Here is a 19455-nt window from a genome sequence, read left to right as displayed (position 1 = left end):
GCTGAGGCCAGGCCAGGCCAGGCCAAGAGAACCTACCGGCTAGCGGCGGGAACCAGCACCCAGAGCACCTCGACGGGCTCGTCGGTGGGGTTGATCCAGGTGTGCGGCTCCCGGCCAGGGAAGGTGACGGTGTCGCCGGTTCCCAGCTCGAACTCCTCGTTGGTCAGGATGAGCCGGATGCTGCCCTTGACCACGTGGAGCACATCGACGTCGCAGTCCACGGCGTACAACTCGGATTCGCCGCGCCCGCGGGGCTCGATCACGGCCTGGATGATCTGGACCCGGCGCTCGGAGCGGGCGGTGAGCAGGCGTTCCACGATCCCTTCGCCGCCGAGCGAGATCCGGGGGCCCTCGCCCTGCTTGGTGAGGTGGGTTTCAGATGCGGCAAACAGCTCGCCGATCGAGATGGAGAGGACCTGGCACAGCGTCACCAGTGAACTCACGGAGGGCGAGGTGAGATCCCGCTCGACCCTGCTGAGGAAGCCTTTGGTCAGGCCGGTGGCGTCGGCGACCTGTTCGATGGTGAGCCGCTGGGACTGCCGGGCGGCACGGATCCTGGAACCGATGGCAACGGGTACGTTGCTCGGTTCTACGGGTAGAGCCTTCATAAAGGAACCTTTCACGGCCGGCCGCGCGGCCCCATCATTGGTGCCAATCCTAGCCGCAGACCGGTATCGGGACGCCCGGAAGGACACGCCGGAGCAAGACCTTGACTGTTACCCCCGTCACAACTTACTGTTTGGCAACAACTGTTGCCTATGAGGCAATGGGGGGTTGTCTCACTGGCTGCCCTCCCGCAATCTACCGTCAAGCACTAACGGACGCCGGCCGCAATGTTGCGGCCCGGACGCCCTGCGCTGCTTCCGAACAGCTCCAAGGAGCCCCCTTATGGACGCAAGTTTCGTCAACATCGCCATCGTGGTGGTGTACCTCATCGCCATGCTGGCCTTCGGCTGGTGGGGCAAGTCCCGCACAAGGAACAACAGCGACTTCCTGGTGGCAGGTCGCCGGCTCGGGCCCTTCCTGTACACCGGCACCATGGCCGCCGTCGTCCTCGGCGGCGCCTCGACCGTCGGCGGCGTGGGCCTCGGCTACAAGTTCGGCATCTCCGGCATGTGGCTCGTGGTCGCGATCGGCGCCGGTGTGCTGCTGCTCAGCCTGCTCTTCGCCAGCACCATCCAGAAGCTCAAGATCTACACGGTCTCCCAGATGCTGACCCTGCGCTACGGCAGCCGGGCCACCCAGACCTCGGGGATCGTCATGCTCGCCTACACGCTGATGCTCTGCGCCACCTCCACGGGCGCGTACGCCACGATCTTCGTCGTCCTCTTCGGCTGGGACCGCGCGCTGGCCATCGCCATCGGCGGCGCAATCGTCCTGGTCTACTCGACCATCGGCGGCATGTGGTCCATCACCCTGGCCGACCAGGTGCAGTTCGTGATCAAGACGGTCGGCATCTTCCTGCTGATGCTGCCGTTCACGCTCAACGCCGCCGGCGGCCTCGACGGCATCCGCAGCCGCGTGGACGCCAGCTTCTTCCAGATCGACGGCATCGGCGTCCAGACGATCATCACCTACTTCGTCGTTTACACCCTCGGCCTGCTGATCGGCCAGGACATCTGGCAGCGCGTGTTCACCGCCAAGACCCCCACGGTCGCGCGCTGGGGCGGCGCGACGGCCGGCGTCTACTGCATCCTCTACGGTGCCGCCGGCGCCCTGATCGGCCTGGGAGCCCGGGTCGCCCTGCCCGACATCGACGTCAAGGCCCTCGGCAAGGACGTGGTCTACGCCGAGGTCGCCACCAACCTGCTGCCGATCGGCATCGGCGGCCTGGTGCTCGCCGCGGCCGTTGCCGCGATGATGTCCACCGCTTCCGGCGCCCTGATCGCCGCCGCGACCGTGGCCCGCGCCGACGTCCTGCCTTTCGTCGCCGGCTGGTTCGGCAAGAACATCAACACCGACGACACGGACAACCCGGAGCACGACGTCAAGGCCAACCGTTTGTGGGTGCTGGGCCTGGGCGTCGTGGCGATCGTGATCGCCATCATCACCAAGGACGTCGTCGCGGCGCTCACCATCGCCTACGACATCCTCGTGGGCGGCCTGCTGGTCGCGATCCTTGGCGGCCTGGTGTGGAAGCGCGGCACCGGCGTTGCCGCCGCGGCTTCCATGGCAGTCGGGTCGGTCCTGACCCTCGGCACCATGATCGTGCTGGAGATCAACGCCGAGGTCCCGCTGGACGGCATCTACGCCAACGAACCGATCTACTACGGCCTGCTGGCCTCCGCAGTGGTCTACGTCGCCGTATCACTGCTGACCAAGCCGACGGATCCCGCGGTGATGAAGAACTGGCACGACCGTGTTGCCGGCGACGCCACCGAGGAGCAGGAAGAAGTCCCGGCGCTGAGCCACTAGGCCCATGCCCGGCCCGGGAAAACGGGCCAGGCAGCACCGGCTCTCATGACGACGACGGCGGTGCCTCCCACGCGGGGAGGCACCGCCGTCGTGCTGTCCGGATTGTTCCTGAAACAGCCTGTCTGAGGCGGTGCCGTCTACTCTTCTTCCTCGGCTTCACGGAACTCGTCCGTATCGGCGGGCACTATCGGTTGCTCGTCTCCGAGGAAATCCTCCGCGTCGAGCGGGACGTTCCGGTCGGCTTCTTCGAGCAGCTCCTCGTCCACGGTCTCCGCGTCGCCGACCGGGGCGTCCTCGGCAAAGTCGTAGGCAGGATCAGACTCGACGGAGTCCCTGGCCGGCTGGGCGGCCTGTGGTCCGGTGTTGTCCATGGTGCGACCTCCGTGCGCTCGGGCTGCGGCAGTGGTGTTGACGCCGCCCGGGCCCGCAGCCTGACGCCCGGAAACCGGCCGGACGGGCCTGCCGAAGAACCCGCCCTGACCCTTATTCGAACACCGCAGGCGGTGGGGGTCAAGGGCCGTCCTGCCCGGACGCCGCCGGGCAGTAAGCGTGCTTACTTTACGGCGTACCGAAACTTTCCACTGAGGATTGCCAGCCGAAAATCCGCGGAATTGCGGGGTACGCTGGAGTCGCAATGGGGCCGAATCATGCCCTATCAAGCCCAGGAGTTTACGTGTCTCAGCACGCCCCATCTGACCCAAACCATTCTGCCCCAGGCCCCGCCGCGGGTTCCCCGTCGTACCCGGCGGCAAGCCCCGCCGCAAGTCCCACGGCAAGTCCCGCCGCCTCCACGGCGGACATCAAGCGCTGGCGGCAGTACCTCGCGGACGAACGCGCCGAGGCCTCCGTCTACCGCGACCTCGCGCAGAACCGCAGCGGCGAGGAACGCGACATCCTGCTCGCCCTGGCCGAAGCCGAGGGACGCCATGAGGCGCACTGGCTGCAGCTCCTCGGCGAGCATGCCGGCCGGCCGCGCCCGGCCTCGCTCCGCAGCCAGTTCCTCGGCTTCCTGGCCCGCCATTTCGGCTCCGTGTTTGTCCTGGCCCTGGCGCAGCGCGCCGAGAGCCGCTCCCCGTACGCCAACGACCCCAACGCCACGCCGGCCATGGTCGCCGACGAGCAGATTCACGAGGAAGTGGTCCGCGGGCTGGCCACGCGCGGCCGCAACCGCCTCGCCGGGAGCTTCCGCGCCGCGGTGTTCGGCGCCAACGACGGGCTGGTCAGCAACCTGTCCCTCGTCATGGGCATGGCCGCCTCCGGCGTGGGCAGCTCCGTGGTCCTGCTCAGCGGTGTGGCCGGCCTGTTGGCCGGGGCCCTGTCGATGGGAGCCGGCGAGTTCATCTCCGTGCGGTCCCAGCGTGAGCTGCTGGCCGCGACCCGCCCCACCCAGATCACGCTCGCGGCGGCGCCGTCGCTGGACATCGAACACAACGAACTCCTGCTCGTTTACCTGGCCCGCGGCATGTCCCGCGAGGCGGCCGAGCACCGCGTCGCCGAGCGGATGGGGCTGCTGGACTGCGACTGCGATCCGAGCCTTTCGCTGCGGCCGGAGCTTCCCGAGACCGAGGACCAGCACGAGGCAGTGGGCACAGCGTGGAGCGCCGCGGCGTCGAGCTTCTGCTTCTTCGCCTCCGGCGCGATCGTGCCGATCATCCCGTTCCTGCTGGGCATGACCGGGATCGCCGCCCTCGTGGTGTCCGCTGCCCTGGTGGGGATCGCGCTCCTGCTGACCGGCGGCGTCGTCGGTCTGCTCTCCGGCACCTCCCCTGCCAGCCGCGCATTCCGCCAGCTCGCCATCGGCATGGGCGCGGCCGCCGTTACTTATCTTCTGGGCATGGTGTTCGGCGCGGTGGTCGCCTAGTGGACGATCCCGGGCTCCGGGACCGCACCCCGCGGCACAGCCGCGCCCGCAGCGCCGTCAGGGTGGTCCGTAACCTTGCGGCCGTCGTCCTGATCGCCGGAGCGGCCTTCCTGTCGGCCGGACTCGTGTACGGCGATCCGCGTTTTGTTGGTCTGTTCGAGTTCAACGGCGGAGCCGACGCCAAGCCGGCCAGCGCCCCGGCGAGCCACCCCACGGCCAGTCCGGCGGGGCGGAAGGCCGGAATCCCCGCAGACGGATCGCAAATGGCCGTTCCCCCGCCGGGATTCGAAGAGCAGGACCAGCCGCTGGGACAGCCGCAGACGCCGCCGTCCGCCAGCAAGTCCTATAAGTTCCTGGCCACCAACGCCGACGGCGGCCCGGTGGGCTACTCCCCCTGCCGGCCCCTGCACTACGTGGTCAACTCCGCCCTGGCCCCCAAGGATGCCGGGCCGCTGGTGGAAAACGCGATCAAGACCATCTCCGAAGCGACCGGAATCAGGTTCGTCAACGACGGCCCCACGACGGAGGCCCCGTCCCAGTCCCGCGCTCCGTACCAAAAGGCGAGATACGGCGAGCGCTGGGCTCCCCTGCTGATCGCCTGGACCACTCCGGAACAGGCGCCACAGCTCAAGGGTGCCGTGATCGGCACCGGCGGCAGCACCCACTTCAGCTTCGGTGACGGCCCCAAGAGCTTCGTCACCGGCAGCCTGGAACTGGACGCACCGCAAATCACCGAGGACCTGGACCGCGGGGACAACTCGGCTTATGCCACGGCCGTGATCCTGCACGAGCTGGGCCACGTGATGGGCCTGGAACATGTGGAAGACCCCACGCAGCTGATGTACCCCGAGATCGGCGCGCCGGACGGGCTGGCCGCCGGGGACCTGAACGGCCTCTACGAGCTGGGCCACGCCCCCTGCCGCAAGGACCTCTAGGGCCTTCAGGACGGCCCTTGGGCGCCGCGGACTCCTAGCGCTCCAGCACCGCGAGGGCTTCGTCCACCGTGTCCACCAGGAAAATCCGGTTTTCCATCCGCCGTCCCGCGGCAAGGCTCTGCAGCAGGGGCCAGGCCGGGAACCTGCGCAGCCAGTGCTCCTTGCCCACCAGCACCATGGGCGTGATGGTCTCCGGGGCGCCGTAGTAGTTTTCGCAGGCGTCCTGGAAGATCTCCTGCACGGTGCCGCCGGATCCCGGCAGGAAGATGATCCCGCCGTTGCACAGCTCGAGCAGGACGGCCTCGCGGATGGCGTTGGCGAAGTACTTGGCGATGTGCGTGGCGAAGAAGTTGGGCGGCTCGTGGCCGTAGAACCAGGTGGGAATGCCCAGCGACGGCGTGCCGTCCGGATGGCGTTCGACGACGGCGGCCGCCGCCCGCGCCCACGCCGACACCGACGGCCGGAAGCCGGGCACGACGGCGAGGTCAGTCAGCGCCTGCTGGAAATCCGTTTCGTCCGCAACGCTGAGATAGGCGCCCAGGTTGGCGGCCTCCATGGTGCCCGGGCCGCCGCCGGTGGCGACCACCCTGCCGTTGCGCGCCAGCAGGCGGCCCAGCAGCGCCGCCTCGGTGAAGCCGGCCGAGCCGCGGCTGGCGGCATGGCCACCCATGACGCCCACCATGGTTCGGCCAAGGCACAGCTCCGACCGGGTCAACTCCTCGAGCGCATCACCGATCGAGTGGTCGTGGAGGGCCGCCGCGAGCGTCGCGTCCAGGCGGTGCCGCTGGCCCGGGCGGATGCTCCACTGGTAGACCCTGGCGTCCAGGGTGTCCTCGTAGCGGGTCTCCGCAACTCCCGCGTAGAGCTCCTGCGGCGTGTAGAGCCGGCCGCGGTAGGGGTTGAACGGGACCTTTTCCAGCTTGGGAAAGATCAGGGCGCCGCGGCCGCGCAGTGAATCTTCCACGCCGTCATCGAAGGTGCAGCCCAGGAAGATGGCACCCTGCGCGTCGAGGGACTCCAGCGGCTCCCGGCGGCCACGCAGGTCCAGTGACTGGACGTGCCAGCCGTGCATGGACCGCGCGCCTGCCGCGACCAGCCGGTCGAAGCTGCCGACGCTTTCGACCTCAAGGGTGCGCGGACTCGGATGCAGGCTGCGGGCGGCGCTCATCCGGCGGGCCTAGTGAAGCTGGTCCGGGGCGGGTCCGGCCCCTGCTGCGGCTTCCGAGGTCATGTAGGCATCGAGCTTGGCGAGGGTCTGCTCGATGTTGGCCGGGTGGCGGCGGGGGTAGCCGGCCAAGCGGAGGAGGATCCTGGCCCGCACTTCCCGCGCGTCCCACTGCTCGGTGACCAGGGTGCCCGGATTTCCGGCGGCGTCAGCAATCGGATTCAGCAGGTAGCGCCAGACGTGGCCGCCGAAGTGCCGCCACGCGATCCGCCGGCCCTCCTCGAACTCGCAGACCGTGTTGAGGATCTTGTAGTCCAGCTTGATATTCATTTCCATGCCGAACTTCGCGCCGAGGGCCAGCCGTTCGGGACCGCGCGGCTGGGCACCCTTCACGGTGCCCGAGCCGTCGATGACGCTGTGCAGTGCGGGTGTGGCGAGCACTTCGAAGATGGCTTCCGGAGCGGCCGCGATGAAGCGGCTGCGGGACACGAGATATCTGTTGGTCATCCGGCAATCCTAGCCCTGCGTTGTGATGCGGAACCGGTGGTGCAAAATGAGTCATGCAGATTCCAGCACGGCCCTTCGGCGGCCGCCCCCGCATCGGCCTTCCCGTCCGGCTCAGCAGTTCCCTGGACCCCGATCCGCGGGTGGCCGAGGCCAACGCGCTCTTTGACTACGTCGTTGAGCTGGTGCGCGAGGGTGGCGGCGAGCCCGTGCCGCTGACCGGCGCCGAGGGACTGGCCGGGCTCGACGGCGTCGTGCTTCCGGGCGGCGGCGACCTGGACCCCGGGCTCTACGGGGAGGAGGACGGCGGAACCTGCTACGACGTCAACCCGGAGCAGGACCAGCTGGACCTCGCGGTGGCCCGGCAGTCCATCGACGCCGGACTGCCGGTGCTGGGCATCTGCCGCGGGCACCAACTCCTGAATGTGCTCTACGGCGGAACCCTGATCCAGGACATGGACCCGGGCGTCGTGGCGCACCGGGAGCCGGATCCCGTCCATGGCTCGGGCCCCTGGGCCTGGCACGAGGTCGGGATCGCCGGAGGCTCGAAGGTGGCCGGGCTGTACGGCAGCACCGGACCCGCCACGGGATCCGGCGCTGCAGCCGCAGTCACGGTCAAGATTGCCTCCGGCCACCACCAGGCCGTGGCCCGCGTGGCCGAGGGACTTGTCGTGACCGCGGTGGCCGACGACGGGACAGTGGAGGCCTTGGAAGACCCGAAGCGCTGGGTGGCCTCGGTGCAGTGGCATCCGGAGGCCCTGGAACTTCCCGCCGCGGAACGGCAGGCCCCGTTCCGCGCCTTCGTGGAGCTCTGCCGGAGCCGTGCGGCGGCCGCTAGCTAGAGCCGCTGCAGCTCGGCGTCGTGCCGCGCGTCCTCGGTCTCGCTGGCAGCCGGCCCGTCCACGGCCGCCGCGAGCCGTCCGGCGTCGTCCTTAGCGGCACCCTTCCCGGCGCCCTTTTTGGCAGCAACGGCGGCGAACGCCATCACCACCAGGCCCAGCAGGGTGATTCCGGCGCCGGCCCAGATCGGCGAGGTGTAGCCGAGTCCGGCGGTGATGGTCACGCCACCCATCCACGCACCCAGGGCATTGCCGACGTTGAAGGCGCCGATGTTGGCGCCGGAGGCCAGGGTGGGCGCGCTGTCGGCGTACTTCATGACGCGCATCTGCAGACCGGGCACGGTGGCGAAGCCGAAGCCGCCCAGCAGCACCATGGAGGCGATGGTCATCGGCTGGTTGGCCGAGGTGAGGGCGAAGACGACGAGCACCACGACGAGGGCGGCCAGCACCACGAGCAGGGTGCGGTCCACGTTACGGTCCGCTGCCTTGCCGCCGACGGTGTTGCCGATGAAGAGGCCCACGCCGAAGATGATCAGCAGCCACGGCACGGTGGCCGCTGAGAAGCCGGTGACCTCGGTGAGGGTGAACGCAATGTAGGTGAAGGCGCCGAACATGCCGCCGTAGCCGAGGATGGTCACGAAGATGGACAGCCAGACCTGGCCGGAGCGGAAGGCCCGGAGTTCGCCCCGCAGTCCGCCAGCAGCAGCCTCCCCCGCGCCGGTCCTGGGAACCAGGGTGAGGATTCCCACGAGGGCCAGTACGCCGATGCCGGTGATGGCCCAGAACGTGGATCGCCAGCCGGCGGCCTGGCCGAGCATGGTGCCAAAGGGCACGCCCAGGACGTTGGCCGCCGTCAGCCCGGTGAACATGATGGCGATGGCGCCGGCCTTCTTGGTGGGGGCGACCATGCCGGCGGCCACCACCGCACCGATCCCGAAAAACGCGCCGTGGGCCAGGGCGGCAATGATCCGGCCGACCATCATCAGGGCGTAGTCGGGCGCGACCGCGGAGACGAGGTTGCCCGCGATGAACAGCACCATGAGCACCGCAAGGACAGGCTTGCGTTCGAAGCGCGTCACTGCGGCCGTCAGGACCAACGCTCCGACGACGACGGCGAGCGCGTAGCCGGAGATCAGCCATCCGGCGGTAGCCTCGGTGACGCGGAAGTCTGCGGCCACTTGGGGCAGCAGGCCCATGATGACGAACTCGGTGAGTCCGATTCCGAACCCGCCGAGGGCGAGTGCTATCAGGCCGATAGGCATGGATGAGCTCCTTCAAAACTGTACGGGGGGATTTGCGAAGCGTAAGCTATTAGTTGCAGACGCGTTATTTATTGTTGCACACGCAACTATAGCGCGCAAGCAACTACTTTGTGAGCTGCCCGCTCTCCGCTGTTCGGAGCGCGGCTGTCCGAGTTGGAAGGGAGCACAACAGATGGGCATCAAGGACGACGCCGTCGAGGTCCGGGCGCAAGGCTGGCGGACCCTCGCGGCGCTGCACGGGCTGATCGAAGCGGAGCTGGAGCGTTCGCTGCAGGGCGAGGCGCAGCTCTCGGTGGTGGAGTACACGGTGCTGGACGCGCTGAGCCGGCAGGACGGCTGGCACATGCGGATGCAGCAGCTTGCCCGGGCCACGGCCCTGAGCCCCAGCGCCACCACCCGTCTGGTCAACCGGCTCGAGGAGCGGGGCCTGCTGACCCGGATCCTGTGCGCGGACGACCGCCGCGGGATCTACACCGAACTCACGCCCAGCGGGATCGAGCTACTGGAGCAGGCGCGGCCGGTTCACGACCACACGCTGGAGCGCGCCCTGGCCCAGGCGCAGGAGGTTCCGGAGCTCGCCCCGCTGGTGGACGCGCTCCCCCGCTTGCACGCGGGAGTCTAGGCGGCCGGCGCCGGACGGATCCTTCAGGTCCTCGAGCTAGCGGGGCTCGTCACGCGCACGCGGGACGCCCAGCGCCGGCCCGTCCACCTGAACCCCGCACGGCTGGAGGCGCTCACCGCATGGATCGACCAGTACCGGCTGGTCCGCGAGGAGCAGTTCCGCAGCCTCGACGCCGTGCTCCAATCCCAGGCCGCCGCGCGCGGCACCCAGGCAAAGGACTCATCATGAGCAACGCCCTGAAACTCACGGTTCCGGAAGGACTGCCCTTCATCGACTTCGAGCGGGAGTTCGACTTTCCCGTGGCGGACGTCTTCCGGGCCCACAAGGAACCCGAACTCGTCGCCCAGTGGCTCGGCCCCCGGCGGATGACCATGGATGTGGACCACTACGACTTCAGCACCGGCGGCAGCTACCGCTACACGCACACGGGGCCCGACGGCGTCGCCCACCGGTTCAGCGGCGTCTTCCACACCGTCCGGGAGAACGACTTCGCGATCCAGACCTTCGAATACGGCGGCTACCCGGACGTGGTGAGCATCGAGTTCCTCACCTTCCGGGACCTCGGCGGCGGCCGCACCCGGCTGACCGCGCGCGCCGTCTACCCCAGCATGGAAGCCCGTGACGGCATGGCGCAGCCCGGGATGGAAGACGGCCTGACCGAAGGCTACGAGCGGCTCGAGGAGCTGCTGGCCGGCGCGAAGGTCTGAAGCGCTTCGTCCAGCACCCGGCCGAAGTTCGCGGCGTCGTGCGCAAAGCGGCCCAGGAATAGTCCGTCGGCCGCCGCCAGCTGCGGCAGCAGCCCGGGCCCGGCGCTCCCGCCGTAAATGATGGGACAGGCCGCGCCGAGCCCCTGGCGGATCAGCCGCACCACCGCGTTGACGTACGCAGGTGCGGCGGGCTGGTCCGCCCCGATCGCCCAGACCGGTTCGTAGGCCAGGACCAGGCGGGACGTCAACGACTCGTCGCCCCCGGTCGCGGACCGGAGCTGGCGCAAACAGAAGGCCGCAGCCTCCTCGGGGCCCAGCGTGGCGGGTTCGCCGATGCAGAGCAGCGGCGTGAGCCCGGCGTCGACGGCGGCCCCGACCTTGCGGGCCACGAGGTCGTCGTCCTCGCAGAACAGTGCCCGGCGCTCCGCGTGGCCGATCTCCACCAGCGAGACGCCGAGCTCGGCCAGCATGCCCGGGCTGACCTCCCCGGTCAGCGGCCCGTCCCCCCAGGCGCAGTTCTGTGCGCCAAGGAGCACGGGCGAGCCGGCCAGGATTTTCCCGGCCTCGGCCAGGACCGGGAAGGACGGGATGACGAACACCCGGACGTCCCGGCCCGCGGCCAGGGCGGGACGGGCGTCCACCACGGCGCGCACCTCCGAGAGCCAGCGCAGGCTTTCCTGGTAACCCAGATACATCTTGGTGCTGACACCGATGTGCAGGGGCGTGGCGCTGGTGCCGGAGGTGCGGCTCATGGGTCTCCTTTAGGTGGGGCTGGGCAACCGGACCGGATCTAGTCCAGCAGCTCGTCCGCCTTGTTGCTGAACCGCCGGGTGGCGAACATCATCGCCGCCGCCACGAAGGGCAGCACACCCAGGGCGTAGACGCCCATCGAACCCGTGGGCGAATGCGTGGCCTCGTTCACCGCCGTCCGCAGGATCGGGGCGACGAAGCCGCCCAGGTTGCCCAGCGAGTTGATCAGGCCGATGCCCGCCGCCGCGGCGGAGCCGGCGAGGAACGCCGTCGGGTAGGACCACACGACCGGGCCCACGGCGAGGAAGCTGCAGACCGCCAGGGTTATGAAGATCATGCCGAGCACCGGCTGGTGATTGGTTCCGGCCCAGGCCGAGCCGAAGATGCACAGGCCGGTGGAGAGGAACAGGATGGTGCCGAACTTCCGCCGCTTGGCCACGGTGTTGGCCGCCCGGCCGATGAAGTAGCAGGAGAAGATGCCGAAGAACCAGGGCACGGCGATCAGCAGGCCGACGGCGAGGCCCACCTTCTGCCCGGTCAGGGACGAGACCTGCTGCGGCAGGAAGAACGTCACACCGTAGACCGCGATCTGCAGGCAGAAGTAGATCGCGGTGAAGTACCAGACGCGGCCGTTGCGCATCGCGGCGAGGATGCCGCGGGGGCCGTGCTCGTCCTTGATGTTGTCCTCCAGCGCCATGACTTCCTTGAGCGCGAACTTCTCCTCGCCGCTGAGGAACTTGGCCTTTTCCGGACCGTTGATCAGGAAGAAGAAGGCCGCGATGCCTGCCAGGACGGCGAGCAGGCCCTCGACAAAGAACATGACCTGCCAGCCGCGCAGGCCCGGCACCTGGTCACCGATGTTGATCAGCCAGCCGGAGAGCGGGTTGCCGATCATCTGGGAGAACGGCTGCGCCAGGTAGAAGATGGCGAACATCTGCACGCGCACCTTGTTGGGGAACCATTCGGCGAGATACATGATCACGCCCGGGAAGAGCCCGGCCTCGGTGACGCCGAGGAGGAAGCGCAGGATCACAAACGAGGTCTCGCCCTGCACGAAGGCGAAGCAGGCCGAGACAATGCCCCAGGTGATCGCGATCCTGGCCAGCCAGATCTTGGCGCCCACCTTCTTGAGCAGCAGGTTGCTGGGAATCTCGAAGATCGCGTAGCCGATGAAGAAGATGCCGGCACCAAGGGCGAAGGCCGCGGCGGACACGCCCTTGTCTGCGCCCAGGGCGGCCTCGGCGAAGCCGACATTGGTCCGGTCCAGGAACGAAACGACGTACAGAATGACCAGCATCGGCATCAGCCGGCGGGCCGCCTTGGAGATCGCGGACTTCAGGACCGGACGGGCCAGAAGCTCCTTGGATGTAGCGGTGGTTACGGACACAGCACTCTCCTTCGAGTGATGAGGTGGGGTGGTTCCCCCGCGGGCCGGCGGCCCGCGGTTTCTGCTGGCTCCCGCGGTCGGGAGCCGTCAGTGCATGTACAGGCCGCCGTCGACGTTGAGCGTTTGGCCGGAGATGTAACCTGCGTCCTCGCCGATCAGGAAGTGGATCGCGGCCGCAATGTCGCGGGTGCTGCCCACGCGGTTCACCACCAGGTCCTTGACGAGCTCATCCTTGCGTTCCTCGCTGAGCGTCCCGCCCATGATGTCGGTGTCGATCGGACCGGGTGAGATGGCGTTGACGGTGATGTCGTACTCGCCCAGTTCGCGGGCGGTGGCGCGGGTTAGGCCGATGACGCCGGCCTTCGCCACGGAGTACGGGGTTTTGCTGAAGGTTCCGCCGCCGCGCTGGGCGGAGACAGAGGAGATGTTGACGATCCGGCCGAGCCGGTGCTTGACCATCGATTCGGCCGCGCGGCGGGTGGCGTAGTGCACGCCGTTCATGTTGATGTTGAGCACCCGGTCCCACTCGGCGGCATCGAGTTCGAGGTAGGGCACCGGGGAACTGACGCCGGCGATGTTCGCCAGGGCGACGAGCTGCGGCAGTTCGGCCTCGATCTCGTCGATCGCGGCGCGGACCGAGGCCTCGTCGCCAATATTGGCGCCGGCGCCGTGGGCTTTCACGCCGTGCTTTTCCGCCAGTTCCTTGGCCAGGGCCTTGCTGGCGGCGTCGTCCAGGTCGATCACGCCGATGTTCCAGCCGCGCTCGGCGAGGTAGTCCGCCGTGGCCCGGCCGATGCCGCGCTCGGAGACGGCGCCGGTCACGATCACGGTGCGGTCTGTGGGGAATGAGGTCATGGAAGTCTCCTTGAGAAGTTAGGGTGCAGCGGTTGTCAGCCGAGGCGGTTGTCAGCCGAGGGGCGCGGGGCCCAGTTCCTCGATGAGCTTCTGCATGGCGACGTAGGCCTTGTTCCGGTAGGCCACCAGGGCGGCGGTCCGTTCGGCGGGAACGTTTAGGAAGCCGGAGCCGGTCTTGGTTCCGAGCTGGCCGGCGTTGACCTTTTCCTGGAGGATCTGCGGCGTGGCAAACCGCTCGGGGAAGCCGGTCTGCAGTGACTTGTAGCAGAACGCGTACACGTCGAGCCCGGCCATGTCCGCGATCGCGAACGGCCCGAAGAACGGCAGCCGGAAGCCGAAGGTGGTGCGGACCATGGTGTCCACATCCTCGGCCGTGGCGATGCCTTCCTCCACGACCTGCGCGGCCTCGTGGAAGAGGGCGTACTGCAGCCGGTTGAGCACGAAGCCGGTGACATCCTTGACGGTCGCGGTTTCCTTGCCGGTCTCCCCCACGATCGCGCGTGCGGCTTCCACGGTGGCCTCGGAGGTGCCCGCGTGCGGGATGACTTCCACGCCCGGGATGAACGGCGCCGGGTTGGAGAAGTGGACGCCCAGGAAGCGCTCCGGGTTCACCACGACTTCGGCGAGCTTCGCGATGGAGATGGTGGAGGTATTGGAGCCGATGATGGCGTCCGGCCGGGCGGCGGCACTGATCCGGCCCAGGGTGCCGTGCTTGATCTCCAGGACCTCGGGTACGGCTTCTTCGATGTATTCGGCGTCCGCGACGGCCTCTTCGATGTCCTTCGCGGCCCAGAGGTTTTCCTTGAGCCGTTCGGTGGAGCCGGCCGGGAACAGGCCTGCCGCGACGAACTCGTCGGATTCCTTGAGCAGCCGCTCGTAGTTGCTTTGGGCGATCTCGGCGGAGACGTCGGCGAGGGCGACGCGGGCTCCCGCGAGGGCCAGTACCTGCGCGATTCCGCCGCCCATGTAGCCGGAACCGACGACGGCGATGTTACGAGGGGTCATGTGGTTTCAAGTCCTTCCGGGGCTCCTTCATAGGAGTGGATTGCGTCCACCTTGGCCGCGGATGCGGAGGTGTCGTCGAAGCGGTGGCCCAGCCATTCGCCGACGAGTTTCTTCGCCAGTTCCAGGCCGATCACGCGCTGGCCCATGGTCAGCACCTGGGCGTTGTTGGACAGCACGGAGCGTTCCACGGAGTAGCTGTCGTGCGCGGTGACGGCACGGATGCCGGGGACTTTGTTGGCCGAGATGGCCACGCCCAGTCCGGTGCCGCAGATCAACAGGGCCCGGTCGGCCTCGCCGGCGGCGACCTTGCGGGCCGCGGCGACGGCCAGGTGCGGGTAGGCGGTGCTGTCGTCCGGTCCGACGCCGACGTCTTCCACGGACGCGACCCGGGGGTCGGCCTCGAGCAGTTCGCGCAGGGCGTTCTTGTATTCGACGCCGGCTTCATCGTTGCCGACGACGATCCGCCAGCCGGGCTGGGGGTCGGTGGTGCTGTGACTTTGTGTCTCGTGTGACAAGGAAATTCTCCTTCAGCTGCGTTCGATGGAGGCTGCGTAGTCGGCCACCCGGCCGGCGATCAGGCCAAAAGACACGGCGCCGGGGTCCGGGTGGCCCAGGCTCTTCTCGGCCAGCGGCCGTGCCCGGCCCTTCCTGGGGCTGAGCGCCGCGGTGGCTTCGGCGGCCTGGGCGGCCGCGTCGGCCGCGGTCCGCAGGCTGCGGGCCACGCCGTCGCCGTCGTCGATTGCCCGGTTGAAGACGTCGGCGAAGGGAAGCAGCGCGTCCACCATCGTCTTGTCTCCGGCTTCGGCCTTGCCGAGGGTGATGATGGCGTCCCGGAGGGCGTCGACGGCGGCGGCCGCGTCCGCCGCCGTGTAGGTGTCCTTGCTGCCAAGGGCCCGGCCGACGGCGGTGACCGCGGCGCCCCAGAGCGCTCCGGAGGTGCCTCCGGCGCGTTCGGCCCACTGCTCTCCGGCCGCCGCGAGGAGTTCCTCCAGCCCGGCACCGGCCGCGTGCGATTGTTCGGCCGCTGCGACGGCGGCGTCCACGCCGCGGCGCATGCCGATGCCGTGGTCGCCGTCGCCGGCGATCGCGTCGAGTTTGCCGAGGGCTTCCTCGTGTTCGACGACGACCGACTGGGCCACCTTGAGCACGCCGACGGCGGTGGCGGCCAGCGAGGTCGACGCCGCCGTGGCAGCCAGCGCGGGCGCTGCTTCGGCGTCGGCCTGTGCGGAAACGGTCCGGGCCCGGCGCGGAGCCAGGTTGCCCTTGCGGAAGGCGGGGGTGTCGGCCGGCGCGGACCAGAACTTCTCCAGCTCCGGATCCAGCCAGAACAGCGTCAGCGACAGCCCGGACATGTCCAGGCTGGTGACGAGCTCGCCGCATTCCGGTTCAACGATTTCAAGTCCGGCGGCGGTCAACAGGGCCTCGATCTTGCCGAACAGCACGAACAGCTCGTCGTACTTGACCGTGCCGAGGCCGTTGAGGATCGGCACCACGCGGCGGCCCGCGGTTTCCGGCTTGTCCTTGAGCAGTCCGTCCACCAGCAGTGCTGCCAGTTCGCTGGCCGTCGGCAGCGGCTGTTCGGAGATGCCGGGTTCACCGTGGATGCCGAGGCCCACGGACATCATGCCCTCGGGCACCGTGAACAGCGGCTCCGCGGCGCCGGGAAGGGTGCAGCCGGCGAAGGCGACGCCCAGCGAGCGGGTGTGGTGGTTGGCCTTGACCGCCAGCCGCTCCACCTCGTCCAGGTCCAGCCCGGCCTCGGCGGCGGCGCCGGCAACCTTGAAGACCGTCAGGTCCCCGGCAATGCCGCGGCGCTTGCCGATCTCCTCGAGCGGGGCGCTGGCAATATCGTCGGTCACCAGCACGGTGCGGGTCTCGATGCCCTCGGCGTTGAGCTTGTCCTGCGCCTGGCCGAAGTGCAGCACGTCCCCGGCGTAGTTGCCGTAGCTGAGGAGCACACCGCCTCCGGACTCCGCGGCCTTGACGACGCGGTAGACCTGGCCCGCGGAGGGCGAGGCGAACATGTTTCCGCAGGCGCTGCCCGCGGCCAGGCCGGCGCCTACGAGGCCGGCGAAGGCCGGGTAGTGCCCGGATCCCCCGCCAATCACGAGGGCGACCTGGCCGGCCGGCGTCTCGGTGGAGCGGACCACGCCGCCATCCACCCGTGCCACGTACTGGCGGTGGGCGGCGGCGAAGCCGTCGAGGGCGTCGTCCGCGAAGCTTGCGGGATCGTCAAATATCTTGGTCATGATTCCTCGTTGAACCGGTTGGAGCGGCTGGATCAGACGGCGGGCCGTGGGGCGCCGCCGGCTTAGAGTGCGGGGACGGCCACCGGGAGCTGCCGGCCCTGGGACACCAGGGACGTGCCGAGGGCGTACCCGTCGCGCTTGGGCAGGACCTGGCGGCGCAGGTAGTCCTGGTTGGCGGCGGTGACGCTGAGGCCGTCCCCGCCGTAGTGCTCGGTGCAGATGATCCCCTGGAAGCCGACGGAGATGGCGAACTGGAAGGCCTCGCGGTAGCTGATCAGGCCGGATTCCATCGGTGCGGGTATGGCGACGTACTGGTCCTTCGCCCGGTTTTCGTCGCGGATGTAGTTCTTGACGTGCCAGTAGTTGGCGTACGGCAGCGTCTTGTGGACCATTTCCCGCCAGTCCTCGATGGGCCGGTGCAGGCGGATCAGGTTGCCGATGTCCGGGTTGAGTCCGACATTGGGCAGGCCGATGTCCTGGACCAGTTGTACCGACGAGTCGGCGGTCCCGAGGTAGGTGTCCTCATACATCTCCAGGGAGACCAGGAGCCCGAGCTCGGCCGCGTGCCGGCCGACTTCGCGGATCCGGGTGACGGCCTTCTGCCAGGTTTCCTTGTCCCCCACCGGGTCCTGGTGGCCTTCGACGGTCCAGAACCAGAGCTGTTCGCGCTGGGTGGGGGTCAGGGCCTGGTGCAGGCCGATCGAGACGACCTCGCAGCCCAGCTGCGCGGCGGCGTCGAGGGTGCGGTGGGTGTAGGCCAGGTTGTCTTCCCAGTTGGCCTCGTCGATCACGCTGCGGCGGATGGCCGAGATGGCCGGGAGACCGATTCCGGCGTGACCGGCGGCGTCCGTGAGTTCATCCAGCCGGGCCGGGCTGAGGTCCCCCGGGCGCACCCAGCTGTCGGTCAGGTCGGCGTTGGCGAAGCCCGCGTCAGCGACTTCCTCGAACACGCGCTGCCACTCGGCGGCGGGGGCATCCTGGACGGAGGTTCCGTCGGGTCGGACGCCCGGGAACTGCAGCAGGGCCGCGGTGATGGGCCAGTTTTCGGCGGTGTACGACATTGTCACTCCAAATCTTGAATCACATTTCCTATAGGATTCACCCGATAGGAAAGCTTGTCAAGGGTTTTTCATGGAGTGAACCGCGGGCCGACTTGGACGCCGGGGCCTGGTGGCGGGCAGCGGAACTTGCCGCTGCCGGGCATTGCTGCCGGGTTCTGGCCTAGCTGCGCACTTCGCTGTCGTGTACTTCGCTGTCGTGCTGCGAGCGCTGCTTGACGCCTTCGATGTGCGCGATCATCTTCTGGCGCGCGAGCTCAGGGTCGCCGGCCTCGAAGGCCTGCAGGATCTCGGTGTGCTCCGCGATCGCGAAGTCGGCGTCGGTGACGCCGAGGCCGCCGAAGAAGCGGAAGCGCTGCACCTGGCCACCCAGCGCGTTGTACGCGGAGAGCAGGAACTGGTTGTCCGCGGACTCCGCGATGAGCCGGTGGAACCGTTCGTCGGCCTCCCAGTAGGCGCGGAACTCGGAAAAGGATGGCCCCCGGGGCGCCGCTTTGAGGTCGTCGATGGCCTGCGCCAGCTGGGCGGTGAGCTCGGCATCGGCGTGGCTGCAGGCCATGAAGGCGTTGGCCGGTTCGATCACCAGGCGGGCGTCCATCAGGTCCGCCAGCTCGTCCGCGGTGAAGAGCGGCGCCACCCGGTAGCCGCGCAGGGCGGTCCGGCGCACCATGCCGGTGGCTTCCAGCCGGGCCAGCGCCTCGCGCACGGGCGTCGGCGAGACGTCCAGCTCACGGGCCATCCCGTCGATGCTGACGGGCGTGCCGGCTTCGAGCCGGCCGTCCATCAAGGCGATGAGAAGCGCTTCGTAGACGTGGTCGGCGAGGACCTGCCTGCTGACGCCGCGTGAGGCCGGATCCTTGATTGCCATACTGGAATCCTATAGCCGCCCCGCGCCGACGGGCGTAGCGGCGGACGCTGCAGGCCCCGCCTCGCAACGGCGCAACTTAGAAAGCATGCTTATATTGTGATGATCGGGGGCGGCCGCGTTCACTGGTGACGGAGTCGCCTCCCGGGGCGCTGGGCCGCTGCGCCCCGCAGGCGCTGGTGCCCTCGTGATGGAAGAATTGGAAGGTGGAATTAGATGCCCACATGGGTGCAGGCCCTGTTATGGGGAACCGTGGCGGGCGCAGCGCTGGTCCTGGGTTCGGCCATTGCCTGGAAGTGGACCATCGCTCCGAAAATCGTCTCCTCCATCATGTCCTTCGGCGCCGGAGTCCTCATCTCCGCCTTGTCGTTTGACCTTGTCGATGAAGCCGAACGGGGCGGCGGTCTCTGGCCGACCGTGGCGGGATTCCTTGCCGGAGCACTGGTCTATGTTGGGGCGAACGCCCTGCTGGCCCGGCAAGGAGCCAAACACAGGAAGCGCTCCGGCGGCAAGCAACCCTCTGAGAAGGACAAGCCGGGCAGCGGCACCGCCATTGCCATCGGAGCCCTGCTGGACGGTGTTCCCGAATCCGTCGTCCTGGGGCTCGGTCTCGTTTCAGGCGGATCGGTCAGCACGGCCGTACTCGCAGCTGTATTCATCTCCAACGTTCCCGAAGGGCTGTCCAGCACAGCGGGAATGAAAAAATCCGGCCGCAGCGCCGGTTACGTTTTCGGCGTGTGGGGAGGCATTGCCCTCATCTCCGGGCTGGCGTCGCTGATCGGCTATGCCAGCCTGCAAAACGCTCCGGCAGAAATGGTCGCCTTCATCACCGCGATCGCCGCCGGGGCGATTCTGGCCATGCTTGCCGACACCATGATCCCGGAGGCTTTCGAAGAACACCATGTCCTGACGGGCCTCATTGCAGCTGTCGGCTTCCTGACGGCCTTCACCATCAGCCAGGCCGGGGGCTAAAGAC

At 68.5% G+C, this 19455-nt stretch carries 20 protein-coding genes and 1 pseudogene; 8 read left to right on the top strand and 13 right to left on the bottom strand.

Annotation, left to right across the window (positions count from 1 at the left end; translation table 11 throughout):
- Nucleotides 1-32 precede the first annotated feature (32 nt).
- The gene (locus HNO80_RS06795; RefSeq protein WP_175322077.1) at nt 33-608 is read right to left on the bottom strand and encodes a helix-turn-helix domain-containing protein; all 576 of its coding nucleotides are present in this window, start codon (nt 606-608) and stop codon (nt 33-35) included.
- 280 nt (nt 609-888) lie between these two features.
- Here HNO80_RS06795 and HNO80_RS06790 point away from each other — a divergent pair, with 280 nt between their 5' ends.
- Nucleotides 889-2415 carry a sodium:solute symporter family protein gene (locus tag HNO80_RS06790; protein ID WP_175322076.1) on the top strand — a complete coding sequence of 509 codons (1527 nt, stop codon included), beginning with the start codon at nt 889-891 and terminating at the stop codon, nt 2413-2415.
- 137 nt (nt 2416-2552) lie between these two features.
- On the opposite strand, the gene HNO80_RS06785 is transcribed toward HNO80_RS06790, so the two are convergent.
- Entirely contained in the window at nt 2553-2786 is a 234-nt protein-coding gene (locus tag HNO80_RS06785) for a hypothetical protein (protein ID WP_175322075.1), read from the bottom strand.
- A 302-nt stretch (nt 2787-3088) separates the two neighbouring features.
- On the opposite strand from HNO80_RS06785, the gene HNO80_RS06780 reads away from it, so the two are divergent.
- Both HNO80_RS06780 and HNO80_RS06775 read left to right on the top strand, forming a co-directional pair.
- Nucleotides 3089-4276 (top strand): VIT1/CCC1 transporter family protein, encoded by a 1188-nt coding sequence (locus HNO80_RS06780; RefSeq protein WP_175322074.1) that lies wholly within the window; start codon nt 3089-3091, stop codon nt 4274-4276.
- Nucleotides 4276-5211 carry a matrixin family metalloprotease gene (locus HNO80_RS06775; protein ID WP_175322073.1) on the top strand — a complete coding sequence of 312 codons (936 nt, stop codon included), beginning with the start codon at nt 4276-4278 and terminating at the stop codon, nt 5209-5211. The genes HNO80_RS06780 and HNO80_RS06775 overlap by 1 nt, the downstream gene beginning before the upstream one ends.
- Nucleotides 5212-5245: 34 nt before the next feature.
- On the opposite strand, the gene HNO80_RS06770 is transcribed toward HNO80_RS06775, so the two are convergent.
- Together HNO80_RS06770 and HNO80_RS06765 are read right to left on the bottom strand one after the other, a co-directional pair.
- Nucleotides 5246-6379: an LOG family protein gene (locus tag HNO80_RS06770; protein ID WP_175322072.1), complete on the bottom strand. Its 1134-nt coding sequence runs from the start codon at nt 6377-6379 to the stop codon at nt 5246-5248.
- Between the two features lie 9 nt (nt 6380-6388).
- Nucleotides 6389-6883 carry an SRPBCC family protein gene (locus HNO80_RS06765; RefSeq protein WP_175322071.1) on the bottom strand — a complete coding sequence of 165 codons (495 nt, stop codon included), beginning with the start codon at nt 6881-6883 and terminating at the stop codon, nt 6389-6391.
- Between the two features lie 53 nt (nt 6884-6936).
- On the opposite strand from HNO80_RS06765, the gene HNO80_RS06760 reads away from it, so the two are divergent.
- Entirely contained in the window at nt 6937-7722 is a 786-nt protein-coding gene (locus tag HNO80_RS06760) for a gamma-glutamyl-gamma-aminobutyrate hydrolase family protein (protein ID WP_175322070.1), read from the top strand.
- Here the strand turns inward: HNO80_RS06760 and HNO80_RS06755 are convergent.
- A complete protein-coding gene (locus tag HNO80_RS06755; RefSeq protein WP_175322069.1) occupies nt 7719-8981 on the bottom strand; it encodes an MFS transporter in 1263 nt (420 codons plus the stop codon). The two genes, HNO80_RS06760 and HNO80_RS06755, sit on opposite strands and share 4 nt — an antisense overlap.
- A gap of 172 nt (nt 8982-9153) precedes the next feature.
- On the opposite strand from HNO80_RS06755, the gene HNO80_RS06750 reads away from it, so the two are divergent.
- From HNO80_RS06750 to HNO80_RS06745, 3 genes and pseudogenes are all read left to right on the top strand, one after another.
- Nucleotides 9154-9603: a MarR family winged helix-turn-helix transcriptional regulator gene (locus tag HNO80_RS06750; RefSeq protein WP_175322068.1), complete on the top strand. Its 450-nt coding sequence runs from the start codon at nt 9154-9156 to the stop codon at nt 9601-9603.
- 21 nt (nt 9604-9624) lie between these two features.
- Nucleotides 9625-9831, top strand: a pseudogene (locus tag HNO80_RS17925) (ArsR/SmtB family transcription factor); the annotation flags it as partial.
- Nucleotides 9828-10310, top strand: coding sequence for an SRPBCC family protein (locus HNO80_RS06745; protein WP_175322067.1), 483 nt, complete (start codon nt 9828-9830; stop codon nt 10308-10310). The pseudogene HNO80_RS17925 and the gene HNO80_RS06745, both read left to right, overlap by 4 nt.
- Here HNO80_RS06745 and HNO80_RS06740 read toward each other — a convergent pair.
- The 8 genes from HNO80_RS06740 to HNO80_RS06705 form a co-directional block, all read right to left on the bottom strand.
- Nucleotides 10268-11062 carry a triose-phosphate isomerase family protein gene (locus tag HNO80_RS06740; protein WP_175322066.1) on the bottom strand — a complete coding sequence of 265 codons (795 nt, stop codon included), beginning with the start codon at nt 11060-11062 and terminating at the stop codon, nt 10268-10270. The two genes, HNO80_RS06745 and HNO80_RS06740, sit on opposite strands and share 43 nt — an antisense overlap.
- Before the next feature lie 38 nt (nt 11063-11100).
- Nucleotides 11101-12447, bottom strand: coding sequence for an MFS transporter (locus tag HNO80_RS06735; RefSeq protein ID WP_175322065.1), 1347 nt, complete (start codon nt 12445-12447; stop codon nt 11101-11103).
- A gap of 87 nt (nt 12448-12534) precedes the next feature.
- A complete protein-coding gene (locus tag HNO80_RS06730) occupies nt 12535-13302 on the bottom strand; it encodes an SDR family NAD(P)-dependent oxidoreductase (RefSeq protein ID WP_175322064.1) in 768 nt (255 codons plus the stop codon).
- Nucleotides 13303-13353: 51 nt separating this feature from the next.
- Nucleotides 13354-14307, bottom strand: a complete 954-nt coding sequence (locus HNO80_RS06725) for a 3-hydroxyacyl-CoA dehydrogenase family protein (protein ID WP_175322063.1) — start codon at nt 14305-14307, stop codon at nt 13354-13356.
- On the bottom strand, nt 14304-14822 hold the full coding sequence (locus HNO80_RS06720) for a ribose-5-phosphate isomerase (protein ID WP_175322062.1): 519 nt from the start codon (nt 14820-14822) through the stop codon (nt 14304-14306). Before HNO80_RS06720 ends, HNO80_RS06725 begins: the two co-directional genes overlap by 4 nt.
- Nucleotides 14823-14834: 12 nt before the next feature.
- Nucleotides 14835-16556, bottom strand: a complete 1722-nt coding sequence (gene dhaL, locus HNO80_RS06715; protein WP_175322061.1) for a dihydroxyacetone kinase subunit DhaL — start codon at nt 16554-16556, stop codon at nt 14835-14837.
- 62 nt (nt 16557-16618) lie between these two features.
- The gene (locus tag HNO80_RS06710) at nt 16619-17617 is read right to left on the bottom strand and encodes a sugar phosphate isomerase/epimerase family protein (protein ID WP_175322060.1); all 999 of its coding nucleotides are present in this window, start codon (nt 17615-17617) and stop codon (nt 16619-16621) included.
- 160 nt (nt 17618-17777) lie between these two features.
- Complete coding sequence (locus HNO80_RS06705) at nt 17778-18482, bottom strand: GntR family transcriptional regulator (RefSeq protein ID WP_175322059.1); 705 nt, start codon at nt 18480-18482, stop codon at nt 17778-17780.
- Nucleotides 18483-18695: 213 nt separating this feature from the next.
- Here HNO80_RS06705 and HNO80_RS06700 point away from each other — a divergent pair, with 213 nt between their 5' ends.
- Nucleotides 18696-19451 (top strand): ZIP family metal transporter, encoded by a 756-nt coding sequence (locus tag HNO80_RS06700; RefSeq protein WP_175322058.1) that lies wholly within the window; start codon nt 18696-18698, stop codon nt 19449-19451.
- The last annotated feature ends 4 nt before the right edge of the window (nt 19452-19455 follow it).

Source organism: Arthrobacter sp. C9C5 (assembly GCF_013359735.1).
GTDB lineage: Bacteria > Actinomycetota > Actinomycetes > Actinomycetales > Micrococcaceae > Arthrobacter.
The sequence above is the reverse complement of the archived record's forward strand: the minus strand, read 5'-3'. Positions and strand labels throughout refer to the sequence as shown.

What these genes read in the sequence shown, in the direction of transcription:
- HNO80_RS06795 (WP_175322077.1), bottom strand. Translation starts at nt 608, where the DNA reads ATGAAGGCTCTACCCGTAGAACCGAGCAACGTACCCGTTGCCATCGGT.
- HNO80_RS06790 (WP_175322076.1), top strand. Translation starts at nt 889, where the DNA reads ATGGACGCAAGTTTCGTCAACATCGCCATCGTGGTGGTGTACCTCATC.
- HNO80_RS06785 (WP_175322075.1), bottom strand. Translation starts at nt 2,786, where the DNA reads ATGGACAACACCGGACCACAGGCCGCCCAGCCGGCCAGGGACTCCGTC.
- HNO80_RS06770 (WP_175322072.1), bottom strand. Translation starts at nt 6,379, where the DNA reads ATGAGCGCCGCCCGCAGCCTGCATCCGAGTCCGCGCACCCTTGAGGTC.
- HNO80_RS06765 (WP_175322071.1), bottom strand. Translation starts at nt 6,883, where the DNA reads ATGACCAACAGATATCTCGTGTCCCGCAGCCGCTTCATCGCGGCCGCT.
- HNO80_RS06760 (WP_175322070.1), top strand. Translation starts at nt 6,937, where the DNA reads ATGCAGATTCCAGCACGGCCCTTCGGCGGCCGCCCCCGCATCGGCCTT.
- HNO80_RS06755 (WP_175322069.1), bottom strand. Translation starts at nt 8,981, where the DNA reads ATGCCTATCGGCCTGATAGCACTCGCCCTCGGCGGGTTCGGAATCGGA.
- HNO80_RS06750 (WP_175322068.1), top strand. Translation starts at nt 9,154, where the DNA reads ATGGGCATCAAGGACGACGCCGTCGAGGTCCGGGCGCAAGGCTGGCGG.
- HNO80_RS06745 (WP_175322067.1), top strand. Translation starts at nt 9,828, where the DNA reads ATGAGCAACGCCCTGAAACTCACGGTTCCGGAAGGACTGCCCTTCATC.
- HNO80_RS06740 (WP_175322066.1), bottom strand. Translation starts at nt 11,062, where the DNA reads ATGAGCCGCACCTCCGGCACCAGCGCCACGCCCCTGCACATCGGTGTC.
- HNO80_RS06730 (WP_175322064.1), bottom strand. Translation starts at nt 13,302, where the DNA reads ATGACCTCATTCCCCACAGACCGCACCGTGATCGTGACCGGCGCCGTC.
- HNO80_RS06725 (WP_175322063.1), bottom strand. Translation starts at nt 14,307, where the DNA reads ATGACCCCTCGTAACATCGCCGTCGTCGGTTCCGGCTACATGGGCGGC.
- dhaL (WP_175322061.1), bottom strand. Translation starts at nt 16,556, where the DNA reads ATGACCAAGATATTTGACGATCCCGCAAGCTTCGCGGACGACGCCCTC.
- HNO80_RS06710 (WP_175322060.1), bottom strand. Translation starts at nt 17,617, where the DNA reads ATGTCGTACACCGCCGAAAACTGGCCCATCACCGCGGCCCTGCTGCAG.
- HNO80_RS06705 (WP_175322059.1), bottom strand. Translation starts at nt 18,482, where the DNA reads ATGGCAATCAAGGATCCGGCCTCACGCGGCGTCAGCAGGCAGGTCCTC.
- HNO80_RS06700 (WP_175322058.1), top strand. Translation starts at nt 18,696, where the DNA reads ATGCCCACATGGGTGCAGGCCCTGTTATGGGGAACCGTGGCGGGCGCA.